This is a genomic window from Pseudomonas sp. zfem005 (genome assembly GCF_032621735.1).
In the GTDB taxonomy this organism is placed as follows: Bacteria; Pseudomonadota; Gammaproteobacteria; order Pseudomonadales; family Pseudomonadaceae; genus Metapseudomonas; species Metapseudomonas solani.
Genome location: NZ_JAVYJE010000020.1, coordinates 37205 through 53378, shown reverse-complemented (window position 1 = coordinate 53378; position 16174 = coordinate 37205). Strand labels below are relative to the sequence as shown.

The window sequence follows — 16174 nt, the reverse complement described above, 5'->3', positions numbered from 1 at the left end:
CCCCCGCCCTGCGGAAGCGGCAATCAGCACAGGCTCATGTTCAGCTGCAGCAACGCCAGGCCGCCGCGCTGCCAGCCCCACCAGGCCAGCGCCAGCAGCAGGGTCGCCCCCACGCCGAGCGCCAGCCCCAGGCGCAGGCTCATGCCAGTGCCTGCAGGCGCGCCACAGGCCGCTCACGCACCGGCCAGTTCAGTGCCGCCGCCATCAGGCTGAGGAGGATGGAAATCTGCCAGACCATGTCGTAGCTGCCCGTGTGGTCGTAGAGGTAGCCGCCCAGCCAGCCGCCGAGGAAGGCGCCGAGCTGGTGGAAGAGGAAGACGATACCACCGAGCATCGACAGGTTGCGCACGCCGAACAGGGTGGCCACGGTGCCGTTGGTCAGGGGCACGGTGGAGAGCCACAGCAGCCCCATGGCGATGCCGAAGGCGTAGGCGCTCCAGGTGCTCAGCGGCGAGTAGACGAAGGCGACGATCACCACCGCGCGCAGCAGGTAGAGCACCGTGAGCAGGCGCGGCTTGGACAGGCGCCCGCCGAGCCAGCCGGCTATATAGGTGCCGAACACGTTGAACAGCCCCACCAGCGCCAGCACCGTGGTACCCACCTGGGCCGGCAGGTGCTGGTCCACCAGGTAGGCCGGCAGGTGCACGCCGATGAACACCACCTGGAAGCCGCAGACGAAGAAGCCCAGCGCCAGCAGCCAGAAGCCGGAATGGCTGCACGCCTCGCGCAGTGCCTCGCCCAGGGTCTGCTCATGGGCGGCCACCGGCAGCGGCTGGTCCTTGAGCATTCCCGCCAGGGGCACGATCAGCGCCACCAGCAGCCCCAGTGCCAGCAACGCCGACGACCAGCCCAGCCAGCCGATCAGCCCGAGGGTGCCCGGCAGCATGGCGAACTGGCCGAAGGAGCCGGCAGCGGCGGCGATGCCCATGGCCATGCTGCGCTTCTCCGGCGGCACTGCGCGGCCGACCACGCCGAGAATCACCGAGAACGAAGTGCCCGACAGGCCGATGCCGATCAGCAGCCCCGCGCTCAGCGAGAGCCCCATGGGCGAGTGGGAATACCCCATCAGCACCAGGCCGACGGCGTAGAGCACCCCGCCGATCACCACCGTCTTCATCGCCCCGAAGCGGTCGGCGATGGCCCCGGTCACCGGCTGCGCCAGGCCCCAGATCAGGTTCTGCAGGGCGATGGCGAAAGCGAACACCTCGCGCCCCCAGCCGAACTCGGCACTCATGGGCGCCAGGAACAGGCCGAAGCCGTGGCGGATGCCGAGGGACAGGGCCAGGATCAGCGACGCCCCCAGGAGAATCCAGCCACTCGTGCGCCATACGGAAGTCATAGAAGGTCCTCTACGGGTATATACCCGCGTTATCGCGAAAAAATCAGTCCAGGGTTTCCAGTTCGCCCAGCAGTGACATCAGCGCATCGCGCCGCTCATCGCCCAGGCGCTCGGTCATCCGCGCCTGCACGCCCTCCCAGGCCTGCAACGCCGCCGCGACGCAGCCCTGGCCTTCGGCAGTCAGGGCCACCAGGCGGTTGCGCTGGTCCTCGCCCTCGCCCATCCGCACCAGGCCCCTGCCCTCCAGCACCCGCAGGTTGCGGCCCAGAGTACTGCGGTCCAGCCCCAGGGCCTCGGCCAGGTCGGTGATGCTCGGCTGGTCGAGGCGCTGCAGGTTCTTCAGCAGCGAGTACTGGGCGACGTTGATCCCGACATGCTCCAGGGCGTCGTCGTAGATGCGGGTCAGGTTGCGGCTGGCGCGGCGCAGCCGCGTGCACAGGCATTGGGTCGTGATCATGGATGCGTGTATATACCCGCATCTAATCATCGTCAATGGAAATCAGCCTGGTGGCCGGCATTGTCCGAACTGCCAGAGGCCTCCGTTACCGCTGCCAAGGCCGCGCCGGCACGGGCGCCGTATAAATCGGCACGTCTGCCACCTGCGTTCCGAGGTTCACCGATGCCCAGCTACAAGGCGCCCCTGCGCGACACCCGTTTCCTGCTCAACGAGGTCTTCGACTTCCCTGCCCACTACCGCGCCCTGGCCAATGGCGGCGAAGCCACGCCGGACATGGTCGAGGCCATCCTCGGCGAGTGCGCGAAGCTCTGCGAAGAGGTCATCGCCCCGCTCTACCACAGCGGCGACGAGGAAGGCTGCCACCTGGAGAACGGCGACGTGCGCACGCCCAAGGGCTACAAGGAAGCCTACGACGCCTATGTGGCCGGCGGCTGGCAGGGGCTCTCGCACCCGGTCGAGTACGGCGGCCAGGGCCTGCCCATGAGCCTCGGCGCCCTCAAGCAGGAGATGCTCGGCACCGCCAACTGGCCCTTCTCCATGTACCCGGGCCTGTCCCTCGGTGCCATGAACACCCTCATGCAACACGGCACCGAGGAGCAGAAACGCACCTACCTGACGCCCCTCACCGAAGGCCGCTGGGCCGGCACCATGTGCCTCACCGAGCCCCAGTGCGGCACCGACCTGGGCCAGGTGAAGACCCGTGCCGACGCCAACGCCGACGGCAGCTACGCCCTCACCGGCACCAAGATCTTCATCTCCTCCGGCGACCACGACCTCACCGAGAACATCATCCACATCGTCCTCGCCCGCCTGCCCGACGCGCCCAAGGGCACCCGTGGCATCTCCCTGTTCATCGTGCCCAAGTTCCTCCCCGGCGCCGACGGCGGCCTCGGCCCGCGCAACGGCGTGAGCTGCGGCGCCCTGGAAAAGAAGATGGGGATCAAGGCCTCCAGCACCTGCGTGATGAACTTCGACAGCGCCACCGGCTACCTCATCGGCCCGCCGAACAAGGGCCTGGAATGCATGTTCACCTTCATGAACAGCGCACGCATCGGCACCGCCATCCAGGGCGTGGCCACCGCCGAACTGGCCTACCAGGGCGCCCTGGCCTATGCCCGCGAGCGCCGCTCCATGCGCGCCCTCTCCGGCACCAAGGAGCCGGGCGAAGTGGCCGACGTGCTGATGCACCACGGCGACGTGCGCCGCATGCTGCTGACCCAGAAGGCCGTGGCCGAGGGCGGCCGCGCGCTGGTCTACCTGGCCACCCAGTACGCCGACCGCATGATCGAAGGCATCCTGCAGAACGACACCGCCAAGTACGAGCACTGGGACGACAAGCTCGGCTTCCTCACCCCCATCCTCAAGGGCTGCCTCACCGAGCTGGGCCTGGAAAGCGCCAACCTCGGCATGCAGGTGTTCGGCGGCCATGGCTACATCCGCGAGCACGGTATGGAGCAGATCGTCCGCGACGCGCGCATCGCCACCCTCTACGAAGGCACCACCGGCATCCAGGCCCTCGACCTGCTCGGCCGCAAGGTGCTGCTGATGACCCAGGGCAAGGCGGTGCGCGACTTCAGCGGCCAGGTGGCGCGCTTCGCCCTCGACCTGCTGAAGACCGAACCGGCCATGCGCGGCCGCGCCCTGACCCTGCTGAAGATCGCCGGCCAGTGGAACGTGCTGACCCTGCGCATCGCGCTGCGCGCGCGCAAGGACCGCGACCTGGTGGGCACCGCCAGCCACGACTTCCTCATGTACTCCGGCTACGCCGCACTCGCCTACTCCTGGGCCCTGCAGGAAGCCGCCGCGCGCCGCCTGCTGCGTGATGGCGGCACCGAGTCGGAGGACTTCTACCGCGCCAAGCTGGCCACCAGCGCCTTCTACTTCGACCGCCTGCTGCCCCGCGCCAAGGGCCACGCCAGCGCGATGCTCAAGCCGACGAAATCGGTGATGGGCCTGCAGAGCGAGCACTTCCTCTTCGAGTGATTCAGCCGCTGGAACGGGCCTCCCGCATGGGAGGCCCGCCGTGACACACCGTTGTAAAACAGCTGGGGTTTTCTACAAGGAAATTAAGGACAGCAGTAACCGGTCCGCCGTCGGGCGGTGGCCTCTCACCGCCCTCAGCATCCACTCATCTCGGACATGCAGATGACAATGACCACTCGCATCACCTGGACGATGCTCACCCTTTTTGCCCTCCTCACCGCCACCCAAACCCCGGCCGCGCCTGACCCCAGGCCTGATGCCTACAACCTGCTGACCCACAACGCCTTCTTCCTCACGCCTCTGCCGTTCAAGTTCAGCTGGAACAACCAGGAGCGCGCGCGCCTGATGACCCGCGCCGCGTACGTGGAAGATCGCGACCTGGTGATCTTCAACGAGCTGTTCGACAACGCCGCCTCCGATATCCTGCTGAACGGCCTGAAGGACCGCTACCCGCACCAGACCCCGGTATTGGGCCGCTCCACCAGCGGCTGGGACGAGAGCACCGGCAACCCCGCCGCCAAGCTCGAGGACGGCGGCGTCGCCATCGTCAGCCGCTGGCCCATCGTGCGCCGGGTCCAGTACCTCTACCGCGACGCCTGTGGCGCCGACGGGCTGGCCAACAAGGGCTTCGTCTACGTCAAGGTACTGCGCGGCGAGCGCCCCTTCCACGTCATCGCCACCCACACCCAGGCCGCCGACGCCGCCTGCCCCGATGGTGGGCAAGCGGTGCGGGAAAGCCAGTTCCGGGAAATGCGCGCCTTCATCGACCGGCAGAACATCCCGGCGAACGAAGTGCTCTTCGTCGGTGGCGACCTCAACGTCGTGCGCGGCAGCGCCGAGTATCCGCGTGTGCTGGCCCAGCTGGACCTGCGCGCGCCCGACAGCTACGCCGGCGCCCCCGCCACCTGGGACACCCGGCGCAACGGTGTGACCGGCTACCAGTACCCCTACAAGGACAATGGCCCCGGCAAGGCGCCGACCAACCCGCCGGAATACCTCGACTACATCCTGGTTTCCAACCGCCACGGCCAGGTGTCCTACTGGCACAACCAGGCGCTGGACATGCCCTCCCCGCGCTGGAGCGCCAGCGACGGCGTGAACAACTGGCACTACCAGGACTACTCCGACCACTACCCGGTCGCCGCCTTCACCTACGCCGACCCGCAGCGCACGCCGCAGCAGGCCTTCAAGCCCACCGACAACCGCTACGCCCGTGTGGTGCTGCGCAGTGTCGACAACGGCAACGCCCTGCGCACCGGGGAGAAGGCCACCAACTGGGTCACCGTCACCGGCAACGGCCGCGACGACGCCAGCACCTTCAGCCTCAATGACTGGGACCACTTCGCCAGCTTCTGCGTGCGAAATGGCGACTACGTGACCCTGGAGTCCCGCGCCTACCCGGGCTACTTCCTCACCTGGTACGAACACGGCGCCGGCAAGTACGGCTACTACCCGGCGGCCGGGAAGCCCTCGCGGCACCTGCGCGTGCAGATCGACAACGACCAGGGGCAATGCCTGAAGGATGGTGACCAGGTGGCATTCATCGACTACAGCGGCCAGCGCCCGCTGCCCGGCCGCGACTACTACCTGAAGATCTGGCCCGACGGCGCCTGGAAGGACCACCTGTTCCTCTGGGGCGAGAGTTACGACGCCAGCCGCTTCCGCGTGGAAGTCGCACCGACCGCGGTCTACGAGAACTGGTACGACAGGCTGCGTTTCTGAGCCCTGACAGCGCCGGGGCCTTGCGCCCCGGCGTTCACCCCAGCAGCGCCAACGCCACCAGCACGGCCACCTCGGCCAGCTCCACCAGCGCCCCGGCCGTGTCGCCGGTGGTGCCGCCCAGCCGCCGCAGCAAGCCGCACCGCCACCAGGCGAATACGGCCAGGGCGGCCGCCAGGGACACCAGCGCCCCCCAGCCGAATACCAACCCGAGCAACACATGGGCGCCCAGTACCCAGGGCAGCTCCCGGCGAGGCAGGTGCTCGGCCAGGGCCTGCCCCAGCCCGCCCGGACGAACGTAAGGCGTGGTCATGAACAGCAGCGGCAGCAGCCCCCGCGCCAGCCAGGGCGCCAGCAACAGCGCGGCGATGGGGCCCTGCTCCAGCAGGGCGACCAGGGCAGAAAACTTCAGCAGCAGGACCAGCACCAATACGACCACCGCAATGGGGCCGCTGCGCGGGTCCTTCATGATGGTCAGGGTGCGCTCGCGGTCGCCGTAGCCGCCCACCCAGGCATCCGCCGTATCGGCCAGCCCGTCCAGGTGCAGGCCACCGCTCAAGGCCACCCAGGCGGCGAGCAGCAGCGCGGCCTTGAGCAGCACCGAGGTGTCACCCAGCAGCCATTCCAGCGCCAGCAGCGCCAGGCCGAGCAGCCCCCCCACCAGTGGGTAGAACAGCAGCGAGCGCCCCACCTGCAACGGCTCGGGCATGCCCGGCAGGCGCACCGGCAGGCGGGTGAGGAATTGCAGGGCGATCAGCAGCGGGATCATGGCAAAACGATCCGGTGCAGCGTGGCGTGGGGCACCTCCACCTGCATCAACTGGGCTCGGGGCAGGCCCCGCGCACGGGCCAGCAGCAGGCGGATCACCCCGCCGTGGCTGACCACCAGCAGGCGCTGGCCGGCGAAGCCTTCCTGCAGCCGAGCAGCCGCGGCGTGGACGCGGGCCTCGAAGTCCAGCAGCGTTTCGCCCCCGGGCGGGGTGAAGCTGTAGGGGTCGTTCCAGAACAGGCCCAGCCCGGCTTCGTCGGTGGCCATCAACTGGGCGGCAGTGCGGCCCTCCCAGGCGCCGAAATGCAGTTCGCGCAGGTCGGCATCGAAGCGCAGCGGCAGGTCCAGGCGCCCGGCCAGCTCCTCGGCGAAGCGCGCGCAGCGTTGCAGTGGCGAGGCGACGATGGCGTCCCAGGGGCCGGCCCCCTCCACTGCGCTGCGCATCTGCGCCCAGCCGGTTTCGGTCAGGGCGTCGTCCAGGCTGCCGCGAAAACCTGCGCCCAGTTCGGTCTCGCCGTGGCGCAGCAGGTCGATGACCAGGCTCATGCCGGGCGATCCGAAACGGCGGCTTCGGCGAAGGTGGCCATGCCGTTGTGCAGGTCACAGGCCAGGCGCAGCAGCGGCAAGGCGATGGCGGCACCGCTGCCCTCGCCAAGGCGCAGGCCGAGGTCGAGCAGGGTTTGCGCCTGCAGCTCCGCCAGCACGGCCTGGTGGCCCGGCTCGGCGGAGCGGTGGGAGAACAGCAGCCAGTCGCGGCAGGCCGGGTTCATGCGCACCGCGCACAGGGCGGCCACGCTGCAGATGAAGCCATCCACCAGCACCGGGATGCCGCGCTGGGCGCAGCCGAGGTAGGCACCGGCCAGGGCGGCGACCTCGAAGCCGCCGAGGCGGCGCAGGCTTTCCAGCGGGCCATGGCAATGGGGGCTGTGCAGGGCCAGGGCGCGCTCGATCACCTCGGCCTTGTGCTGCACGCCCTTGTCGTCCAGCCCGGTGCCGGGGCCGACCAGTTGCGCCGCCGGGGTGCCCAGCAGCGCGCAGGCCAGGGCGCTGGCGGCGGTGGTGTTGCCGATGCCCATCTCGCCGCCGAGGTAGATGTCCGCGCCCGACTCCACCGCGCGCACGGCGCTGGCGCGGCCGGCCTCCAGGGCGGCCAGGCACTGGGCATCGCTCATGGCCGGCTCGCGGGCGAAGTTGGCAGTGCCGGCGCCCAGGCCCAGGTGCAGCACGCCGGGCAGTTTTTCCAGGGGCACGGCGGTGCCCAGGTCGACCAGTTCCAGGGTGGCGCCGAGGCTGTGGGCCAGCACGCTGATGGCCGCGCCGCCGCGCACGAAGTTGCGCAGCATCTCGCCGGTCACCGCCTGCGGGTAGGCGGAAACGCCCTCCGCCACCACGCCGTGGTCGCCGGCGAACACGGCGAACCAGGGCCGCGCTACCTCGGGACGGTCGCTGCCCTGCATGGCGGCCAGGGTGATGGCCAGGCCTTCCAGCTGGCCCAGGGCGCCTCGCGGCTTGGTCAACTGGTCCTGGCGGGTCTGGGCCCGGGTGCGGGCGACATGGTCCTGGGGCTGGCATTCGGCCAACCACCACGCGAAGGTGTTCATAGGGGCTCTCCCTTTAACAGCAAGGGCAGGCCGGCGACGGTGAAGGTCACGCGGGTGCAGCGCTCGGCCAGGGCCTGGTGCAGCCAACCGGCTTCATCGACGTAGCGGCGGGTCAGTTCGCCCAGGGGCACGACCCCGAGGCCGGTTTCGTTGCTCACCAGCAGCACCCGCCCCGGCAGCTCGCCGATGCAGGCCAGCAGGGCATCGCGCTCGGCGACGAGGCGCGCCTCGTCCTCCAGCATCAGCAGGTTGGTCAGCCACAGGGTCAGGCAATCCACCAGCAGGCAGGTGCCGGGGGCGGCATGCTCGCGCAGCACCCGGGCCAGTTCGACGGGCTCTTCCACCAGGCCCCAGTGGTCGGGGCGGCGGGCGCGGTGGCTGGCCACGCGCTGGCTCATTTCTCCGTCCAGGGGCTGGCTGGTGGCGATGTAGGTGACGGCCAGGCCGGATTCAGTGGCGAGGCGTTCGGCCAGGCGGCTCTTGCCCGAGCGGGCGCCGCCGAGGATGAGTTCAACCATGGACGGGCTCCAGGCCGCAGAGGCGGCGCAGCAGGTCGGTATCCAGGTGGCGCTCGACCTGGTCGGCCAGGCGCTCAATGTCACGCTCGCGCAGCGCCGGGTAGTCCACCGCCTGCACTTCGGCGAGGCCGGCCCAGCGCAGCAGCGCATCACGGGCCTCGGCGCCTTCGAACAGACCGTGCAGGTAGGTGCCAAGCACCTGGCCGTCGGCGCTCATGGCACCGTCGGCGCGGCCATCGTCCAGCCGCACCGCCGGTTGCTCCAGGGCAGCACCGCGACTGACCCCGGCGTGGATCTCGTAGCCGCTCACCGGTGCGTTCTCGAGGCCCAGGTAGCCGCGCACGTTACGCAGCTGCTTCTCCGGCTCCAGCACCGTGTCGAAGGCCAGCAGGCCGAGGCCGGCGCTGCTGCCGGCGGGCCCTTCCAGGCCATGAGGGTCGTCGATGCGCTCACCGAGCATCTGCAGGCCGCCGCAGATGCCCAGCAGCTTGCCGCCGTAGCGCAGGTGGCGGGCGATGGCCAGATCCCAGCCCTGCTGGCGGAGGAAGGCCAGGTCGGCGCGCACGCTCTTGGAGCCGGGTAGCACGATCAGGTCCGCCGCCGGCATCGCCTGGCCGGGGCCGACCAGGGTCAGCTGCACCTGCGGGTGCAGGCGCAACGGGTCGAAATCGGTGTGGTTGCTGATGCGTGGCAGCACCGGCACCACCACCTTCAGCGCCTCGCGGGGCTTGGCGTCCTGGCGCCGGTCGATAGCGTCCTCCGCCTCCAGGTGGAAGTCGGTGAGGTACGGCAGCACGCCGAGCACCGGCTTGCCGGTGCGTTGTTCCAGCCAGTCGAGGCCCGGCTGCAGCAAGGCGATGTCGCCGCGGAAACGGTTGATCACGAAGCCTTTCACCCGCGCCTGCTCGCTTTCCGAGAGCAACGCCAGGGTGCCCACCAGGTGGGCGAAGACGCCGCCCCGGTCGATGTCGGCGATGAGGATCACCGGGCAGTCCACCGCCTCGGCGAAGCCCATGTTGGCGATGTCGTTGGCGCGCAGGTTGATCTCCGCCGGCGAGCCCGCCCCTTCCACCATCACCACCTGATAACCGGCTTCGAGGCGCTGGTGGGAGGCCAGCACCGCCTGCATCGCCACCTTCTTGTAGTCGTGGTAGGCGACGGCGTTCATCGAGGTGATGGCGCGGCCGTGGATGATCACCTGGGCGCCGACGTCGGTATTGGGCTTGAGCAGCACCGGGTTCATGTCGGTGTGCGGCGCCAGCCCGCAGGCCTGGGCCTGCACCGCCTGGGCGCGGCCGATCTCGCCGCCGTCGGCGGTCACCGCGCTGTTCAGCGCCATGTTCTGCGGCTTGAACGGCACCACCGCCACGCCCTGGCGCTTGAGCCAGCGGCACAGCGCGGTCACCAGGGTGCTCTTGCCGGCGTCGGAGGTGGTGCCCTGCACCATCAGCGTGGTCATGCGAGCTCCCGGGCGAAGCCGCTCAGGGCCTGGTCCAGGCGCCGCCAGCCGGCTTCGTCCGGTGGCAGGCCGAAGCGCAGGCTCGACGGCGTGAGGAACAGGCGGGTAAGGATGCCGTGGGCGGCGAGGTATTCGTGCATCACCCCGGCATGGGGCATGGCCACCCACTGGAACAGGGCGCAGCCACCGGTGGGCTGCAGGCCGTTGTCGGTGAGCAGGCGCGCCAGGCGCTGGCCGTCCACCAGCAGGCGCTCACGCTGCCGGGCCTGGCCGTCGGCGTCTTGCAGCAGGGTCTTGGCGATGAAACGGGCGGGGCCGCTCACGGCCCAGGGGCCGAGCAGCTCCTCCATTTCATCGAGCAGCTCCTGGGCGGCGCAGACGAACCCCAGGCGCAGCCCGGCGAGGCCGAAGAACTTGCCGAAGGAGCGCAGCACGATGAGCCCCGGCAGGTGGCTGATGCGCGCCAGGCTCTGGTCCGGGGTGCAGTCCATGAAGGCTTCGTCCACCACCAGCCAGCCGCCGCGCTCGGCCAGGCGCGCATGCCAGTCCAGCAGCAGCTCCGGCGAGTAGCGCTGGCCGGTGGGGTTGTTCGGGTTGACAACCACCAGCACGTCCAGGCGGTCGATGGCGCGACGGGCACCGGCTTCGCTGATCTCTTCCAGGCGATGGCCGACCCGGCGCCAGGCGGCGGCATGCTCGGCGTAACAGGGCGAGAGGATGCCCACCTGGGAGGTACGGCGAATGCGCGGCAGTGCCTGGATGGCGGCCTGGGAGCCGGCCACCGGCAACAGGGTCGGGGCCTTGTAATAGCGGCGGGCGGCCTCTTCCAGGCCGTCGTCCTGCTCGGGCAGGCGGGCCCAGGCGGCGCCGGGCACCTCCGGCAGGGTCCAGCCGTAGGGCGCCAGGCCGGTGGAGAGATCGAGCCAGTCGGCCTCAGGGATGCGATAACGCTGCGCGGCGGCGCGCAGCCTGCCTCCATGTTCAAGCAAAGAGCCATCCTCCGATGATCAGCACGCCCACCCAGAGCATCACGCCCTGGCGCACCAGGTCCATGCCGCGGTCGATGTCTTCGGCCCGCGCGGGCTCGCCCAGCCCCAGGTGCGGGCGCTCGTGCAACTCGCCGTGGTAGACGGCCGGGCCGCCCAGTTGCACACCCAGCGCACCGGCGCCGGCGGCCATCACCGGCCCCGCGTTGGGGCTGTCCCAGAGCGGCGCCTGCTTGCGCCAGCAGTGCAGCGCCACGGCCGTCTTGCCGAGCAGCGCGTAGGTCAGTGCCACCAGGCGCGCGGGAATGTAGTTGAGAACGTCATCGATGCGCGCGGCGGCCCAGCCGAAGCGCTCGAAGCGCGCGTTGCGGTAGCCCCACATGGCGTCGAGGGTGTTGCTCAGGCGGTACAGCACCACGCCCGGCGCACCGGCAACGGCGAACCAGAACAGCGCGGCGAACACCGCATCGCTGCCGTTCTCCAGCACCGACTCGGTGGCAGCACGGGCCACGGCGCCTTCGTCCAGCTCGCGGGTTTCGCGGCTGACCATGTAGCCGACGCGCTGGCGCGCCTGCTCCAGGTCACCGGCCTCGAGGGCGCGGGCCACCGGCTCGGCGTGTTCATTGAGGCTGCGCAGGCCGATGGCGGCGTAGAGGGCGATGACGCCCACCAGGGTGCCCACCCAGGGCAGCTCGGCCAGCCACCAGGCGGCCAGGGTCAGCGGCAGCACGGCGATCACCCAGGCGCTGACGCCATGGCTACGCCAGCCCCGACCACCGGGATTGAAGCGTTGCTCGAGGCGCTTGGCCCAGTTGCCGAAGGCCACCAGAGGGTGCCAGCGCCGTGGCTCGCCGAGAACGGCATCCAGCACCACGGCGGCCAATGTCAGGATGCCCAGGCTCATTCCTTGTTTCCCCACTGGTTCTCGAACAGTAATTCGGACAACGGGCGCGGCTGCGCCCAGCCCTCCAGCGCCAGCATCGGCGCCGGGTAGAAGGCCTCCACCGGACCCAGGCAGAGCACCGCCAGGGGCTTGCTGCCGGGCGGCATGCCGAGCAGCTCGGCCAGGGCCTGCGGGTCGAACAGCGAGACCCAGCCCAGGCCCAGCCCTTCGGCGCGGGCGGCGAGCCAGAGATTCTGAATCGCGCAGGCCAGGGACGCCATATCCATTTCCGGCAGGGTGCGTCGGCCGAAGACATGGGCCTCGCGCCCGTCCATCAGCGCGGCGACCAGCAGCTCGGCGCAGTCGCGGATGCCTTCGACCTTGAGCCGCATGAATTCGTCGGAGCGCTCGCCCAGGGTCTCGGCGGTGCGCACCCGCTCCGCCTCCACCAGGCCGTGGATATCCTCGCGCAGCGCCGGCTCGGTGACGCGAATGAAGCGCCAGGGCTGCATCAGGCCGACGCTGGGCGCCTGGTGCGCCGCCTCCAGCAGCCGTGCGAGCAGCTCGGGCGCCACCTCGCCGCCGCTGAAGTGACGCATGTCGCGACGCTCGGCGATGGCACGGTAGACGGCGGCGCGTTCCTCGGGGCTGAAGGCGTTGTCGGTCATGGGCGCAGGAGCTCCGCCGCCGCAGCGGGATTGGAAGGCAGGTAGAAGTGGATATAGGACGCGGTGAGGCGGCCGATGCGGAACACCGCCTCGGCCACCGGCTTGTCGTTCGGGCAGGTGCCGCGCGCCAGGGGCTGCAGCGACGAGTCGAGGCGCGAATGGTGGTAGGTGTGGCCACGCAAGGCACCGCCGGGCAGCTCGACTTCCTGCAGGGCCAGGGCCACCAGGCGCTTCTGCATCACCGCGCTGCCGGGCAGCAGGCCCACCAGTTCGGCGCGCGCGCCTTCGGCGTCGGTCAGTGCATCCAGCAGGTAGAGCATGCCGCCGCACTCGGCGAGCATCGGCTTGCCAGCGTCGCAGTGGGCACGGATCGCCGCCGCCATGGCGCGGTTCTCCGCCAACGGCGCCAGGTGCAGTTCGGGGTAGCCACCGGGCAGGTAGAGGCTGTCCACCTCGGGCAGCGCGGCGTCGGTCAGCGGCGAGAAGAACTGCAGCTCGGCACCCAGGGCGCGCAGCAGGTCGAGGTTGGCCTGGTAGGTGAAGGCGAAGGAGGTGTCGCGGGCGACGCCGATGCGCACGCCTTCGAGCAGCGGTTGCAGCTCATGGGCCGGCGGCGCCTCGAAGGCTACGGCCGGTGGCAGCTCCACCGAGGCGCTGGCGGCCAGGGCATCGGCGGCGGCGTCCAGGCGCGCATCCAGGTCAGCCAGTTCCTCGGCCTGTACCAGCCCCAGGTGGCGGCTGGGCAACTCGACCTCGGCGCTGCGCGGCAGGGAGCCGTACCAGCGGATCCAGTCCGGCAGGCTGTCGCGGATCAGGTCGCTGTGGCGCTGGCTGCCAACGCGGTTGCCGAGCACGCCGGAGAACGGCAGGCCCGGTTGATAGGTGGCCAGGCCCACGGCCAGGGCGCCGAAGGTCTGGGCCATGGCGGCGCCGTTGATCACCGCCATCACCGGCACGCCGAAGCAGCGCGCCAGGTCGGCAGCCGAGGGCGAGCCGTCGAACAGGCCCATCACTCCTTCGATAAGGATCAGGTCCGCCTCGGCGGCGGCCTCCCAGAGCAGGCGGCGGCTTTCCGCCTCGCCGATCATCCACAGGTCCAGCTGGTACACCGGTGCGCCGGAGGCACGGGCGAGGATCATCGGGTCGAGGAAATCCGGCCCGCACTTGAACACCCGCACGCGCTTGCCCTGGCGGGTGTGCAGGCGCGCCAGGGCGGCGGTGACGGTGGTCTTGCCCTGGCCGGACGCCGGGGCGGCGATCAGCAGGGCCGGGCAATGGCGCGTGGAGGTGCTCAGAATTCCACTCCTTTCTGCGCCTTCACCCCGGACTTGAAGGCGTGCTTGACCAGGCTCATCTCGGTGACGGTATCGGCGGCGTCGATCAGACCCTGGGGCGCGCCACGGCCGGTGGCGACCACGTGCTGCAGCTCGGGGCGCGATTCGATGTCGCGGAGCACGGTCTCCAGGTCGAGGTAGCCGTGCTTGAGGGCGATGTTCAGCTCATCCAGTACCACCAGGCCCACCTGCGGGTCGTTGAGCAGCTGCGCCGCGACGGCCCAGGCCTGCTGCGCCTTGTCGATGTCGCGCTGGCGGTCCTGGGTGTCCCAGGTGTAGCCCTCGCCCATCACGTGGTAGGCGACCTCGTCCGGGAAGCGGCGGAAGAAGGCTTCCTCGCCGGTGGACATGCCGCCCTTGATGAACTGCACCACGCCCACCTTCACCCCGTGCCCGAGGGCGCGGGCGACCATGCCGAAGGCCGAGCTGCTCTTGCCCTTGCCGTTGCCGGTGTGCACCAGCAACAGGCCGTACTCGTCCTGGGCCTGGGCGATCTTCTCGTCGATCAGGGCTTTCTTGCGCTGCATGCGCGCCTTGTGGCGGGCATCGCGTTCGATGGATTCGGTCATGGGGGCTCCTGTCAGAGGGCTTGGTAGCGGACGCTGAAGAACACTGCCTGGCCGGGCTGGTTGTAGTCCAGCGCGGTTTCGTAGTCGGCATCCAGCAGGTTGGTGACCTTGGCCTGCAAGCGCCACTCCTCGTTCAGCCAGTATTCGCCGCGCAGGTCGAGGGTGGCATAGCCGGCCACCTGGTTGCGGTTGGCCAGGTCGTCGTAGCTGCGGCCTTCGGCGTGCAGCGTGGCGCCCAGGCCGAAGCGGCCGATGCGCCGATCGAGGTCGAGGTTGAAGCTCTGTTGCGGGCGGCGCGGCAGCTCGTTGCCGGCGTTGCTGCCGTGGTCGCGGTTCTCGGCGTCGAGGAAGGTGGCGTTGGCGTTCCAGTCCCAGCCCAGCCACTGGCTGCCGAGCACCAGCTCGAGGCCGTCGATGCGGGCCTTGCCGATGTTGTTGGGGCCGCCGTACGGGCCGAGGGTGGAGTCGTAGGCGATCAGGTCGTCGACATGGGTGCGGTAGGCGTTGACCGACCAGTGGCCCCAGTCGTGCTGCCCGGTGAGCGCGGCCTCGAAGCTCTCGGAGGTTTCCGCGTCCAGGCCCGGGTTGCCGTAGCCGGGGTAGTAAAGCTCGTTGAAGCTGGGCGCCTTGAAGGCGGTGCCGTAGCTCAGGCTGAAGCGCAATTCATCGGTGAACGCGTAGCCCCAGGCGGCGTTGCCGGTGTCGTGGGTGCCGAACTGCTCGTTGTCGTCGCGGCGCAACGAGAGCTGCCAATCCTGCTGGCCGGCCTGCCCCAGGTACTGGGCGAACCAGCCCCGGTTGCGGCGCGTGTCCTCGTCGAAGGCGGTGGAGCTGCTGACCCGGTCGCGCTGCCAGTCATAGCCCAGGGTCAGCACGTGGCCTTCGGCAAGGGTCAGGTCGTTGAGCCAGGAGGCGCTGTCGCGGGTCGAGTCGAAGCGGGCGTCGAACAGGCCATCGGTTTGGCTGGTGGACTTGTCCTCGCTGCGCCCGGCTCGCAGGGTGATATCCCAGATGTCCTGCGGGCTGAAGCGCGCCCGGCCGCCCATCACTTCCTGGCGGTTGTCGGCGTTGGCGTTGTGGCCCCCGAACGGGTGCTGGTAGCCGCTGCTGTCGATGTCGTCGTAGTCGTTGTGGGCCTTGGCGCGCATCAGCGTGCCATCCAGGGCCAGGCCGCCGAGCTGCACGCCGGCGTTCAGGGTGCCGGACAGGTTGCGGTAGCCATCGGCGTCGGGCTCGTAGTAGTTGCTGCCCTGGCGGCGGGAGTTGATACCGTCGGTGTCCTGGCTGCTGACGCCGAGGTTGTACCAGGCCTGCTCATCGCCGCCGGCCACCCCGGCGCTGCCCTGGTAGCTGTCATGAGTGCCGTAGCCGGCGGAGAACCAGGGCTTGGCCGCGCCATCGCCGTGCCCCTTGCGGGTGAAGATCTGGATCACGCCGCCGATGGCTTCGGAGCCATAAAGGCTGGAGCGCGGGCCACGGACCACTTCGATGCGCTCGATCAGCTCCACCGGCAGGTCCTGGAAGGCCGCCAGCCCGGCGCTGACGGAACCGACCTTGACACCGTCGATCAGCACCAGCACGTGGTCGGACTCACTGCCGCGCATGAACAGCGTGGTGTTCTTGCCGGGGCCGCCGTTGTTGCTGAGGGTCACGCCCGGCACCTTGCGCAGCAGCTCGGGCACGGAGCTCGCCTGGCTGCGCTCGATGGCCGCACGGTCGATCACGGTGGTGGCGGCCAGGCTGGCGCGCACGGGCTGCTCGCTGCGGGTGGCGGTGACCACCTGCTCGTCGAGTTCGAGGGGCGCGGCGGCCAGCGGGGAAATGCACGAAATGCCGAGAACAGCCAGCAGCGCCGGCCTCGGGGAAGCGTATCGGTTCAAGATCGGTCTC

15 protein-coding genes are annotated in these 16174 nt (G+C 69.9%); 2 read left to right on the top strand and 13 right to left on the bottom strand.

The window, feature by feature from the left end:
- Positions 1–139: 139 nt before the first annotated feature.
- Both RTW82_RS30715 and RTW82_RS30710 read right to left on the bottom strand, forming a co-directional pair.
- Positions 140–1339 carry an MFS transporter gene (locus tag RTW82_RS30715; RefSeq protein WP_316927451.1) on the bottom strand — a complete coding sequence of 400 codons (1200 nt, stop codon included), beginning with the start codon at positions 1337–1339 and terminating at the stop codon, positions 140–142.
- Positions 1340–1382: 43 nt separating this feature from the next.
- On the bottom strand, positions 1383–1796 hold the full coding sequence (locus tag RTW82_RS30710; RefSeq protein ID WP_316927450.1) for a MarR family winged helix-turn-helix transcriptional regulator: 414 nt from the start codon (positions 1794–1796) through the stop codon (positions 1383–1385).
- Between the two features lie 162 nt (positions 1797–1958).
- Between RTW82_RS30710 and RTW82_RS30705 the strand changes: the two genes are divergently transcribed.
- Entirely contained in the window at positions 1959–3779 is a 1821-nt protein-coding gene (locus RTW82_RS30705) for an acyl-CoA dehydrogenase C-terminal domain-containing protein (RefSeq protein ID WP_316927449.1), read from the top strand.
- A gap of 168 nt (positions 3780–3947) precedes the next feature.
- Entirely contained in the window at positions 3948–5501 is a 1554-nt protein-coding gene (gene sph / locus RTW82_RS30700; protein WP_316927448.1) for a sphingomyelin phosphodiesterase, read from the top strand.
- Between the two features lie 34 nt (positions 5502–5535).
- On the opposite strand, the gene RTW82_RS30695 is transcribed toward sph, so the two are convergent.
- Genes RTW82_RS30695 through btuB form a run of 11 tightly spaced genes read right to left on the bottom strand, consistent with a single transcriptional unit; the run spans position 5536 to position 16164 of the window.
- Positions 5536–6267: an adenosylcobinamide-GDP ribazoletransferase gene (locus RTW82_RS30695; RefSeq protein ID WP_316927447.1), complete on the bottom strand. Its 732-nt coding sequence runs from the start codon at positions 6265–6267 to the stop codon at positions 5536–5538.
- Complete coding sequence (gene cobC, locus RTW82_RS30690) at positions 6264–6812, bottom strand: alpha-ribazole phosphatase family protein (RefSeq protein WP_316927446.1); 549 nt, start codon at positions 6810–6812, stop codon at positions 6264–6266. The genes RTW82_RS30695 and cobC overlap by 4 nt, the downstream gene beginning before the upstream one ends.
- Complete coding sequence (gene cobT, locus RTW82_RS30685; RefSeq protein ID WP_316927445.1) at positions 6809–7867, bottom strand: nicotinate-nucleotide--dimethylbenzimidazole phosphoribosyltransferase; 1059 nt, start codon at positions 7865–7867, stop codon at positions 6809–6811. The genes cobC and cobT overlap by 4 nt, the downstream gene beginning before the upstream one ends.
- On the bottom strand, positions 7864–8385 hold the full coding sequence (gene cobU / locus RTW82_RS30680; RefSeq protein ID WP_316927444.1) for a bifunctional adenosylcobinamide kinase/adenosylcobinamide-phosphate guanylyltransferase: 522 nt from the start codon (positions 8383–8385) through the stop codon (positions 7864–7866). Before cobU ends, cobT begins: the two co-directional genes overlap by 4 nt.
- Complete coding sequence (locus RTW82_RS30675; RefSeq protein WP_316927443.1) at positions 8378–9844, bottom strand: cobyric acid synthase; 1467 nt, start codon at positions 9842–9844, stop codon at positions 8378–8380. Before RTW82_RS30675 ends, cobU begins: the two co-directional genes overlap by 8 nt.
- Positions 9841–10833 (bottom strand): threonine-phosphate decarboxylase CobD, encoded by a 993-nt coding sequence (cobD, locus tag RTW82_RS30670; protein ID WP_316927442.1) that lies wholly within the window; start codon positions 10831–10833, stop codon positions 9841–9843. Before cobD ends, RTW82_RS30675 begins: the two co-directional genes overlap by 4 nt.
- The gene (cbiB, locus tag RTW82_RS30665) at positions 10826–11734 is read right to left on the bottom strand and encodes an adenosylcobinamide-phosphate synthase CbiB (protein WP_316927441.1); all 909 of its coding nucleotides are present in this window, start codon (positions 11732–11734) and stop codon (positions 10826–10828) included. Before cbiB ends, cobD begins: the two co-directional genes overlap by 8 nt.
- On the bottom strand, positions 11731–12381 hold the full coding sequence (gene bluB / locus RTW82_RS30660) for a 5,6-dimethylbenzimidazole synthase (protein WP_316927440.1): 651 nt from the start codon (positions 12379–12381) through the stop codon (positions 11731–11733). Before bluB ends, cbiB begins: the two co-directional genes overlap by 4 nt.
- Positions 12378–13676, bottom strand: coding sequence for a cobyrinate a,c-diamide synthase (locus tag RTW82_RS30655; protein WP_316927458.1), 1299 nt, complete (start codon positions 13674–13676; stop codon positions 12378–12380). Before RTW82_RS30655 ends, bluB begins: the two co-directional genes overlap by 4 nt.
- Positions 13673–14284: a cob(I)yrinic acid a,c-diamide adenosyltransferase gene (gene cobO / locus RTW82_RS30650; RefSeq protein ID WP_021222700.1), complete on the bottom strand. Its 612-nt coding sequence runs from the start codon at positions 14282–14284 to the stop codon at positions 13673–13675. The genes RTW82_RS30655 and cobO overlap by 4 nt, the downstream gene beginning before the upstream one ends.
- An 11-nt stretch (positions 14285–14295) precedes the next feature.
- Positions 14296–16164 (bottom strand): TonB-dependent vitamin B12 receptor, encoded by a 1869-nt coding sequence (gene btuB, locus RTW82_RS30645; RefSeq protein WP_410478880.1) that lies wholly within the window; start codon positions 16162–16164, stop codon positions 14296–14298.
- Positions 16165–16174: the final 10 nt, after the last annotated feature.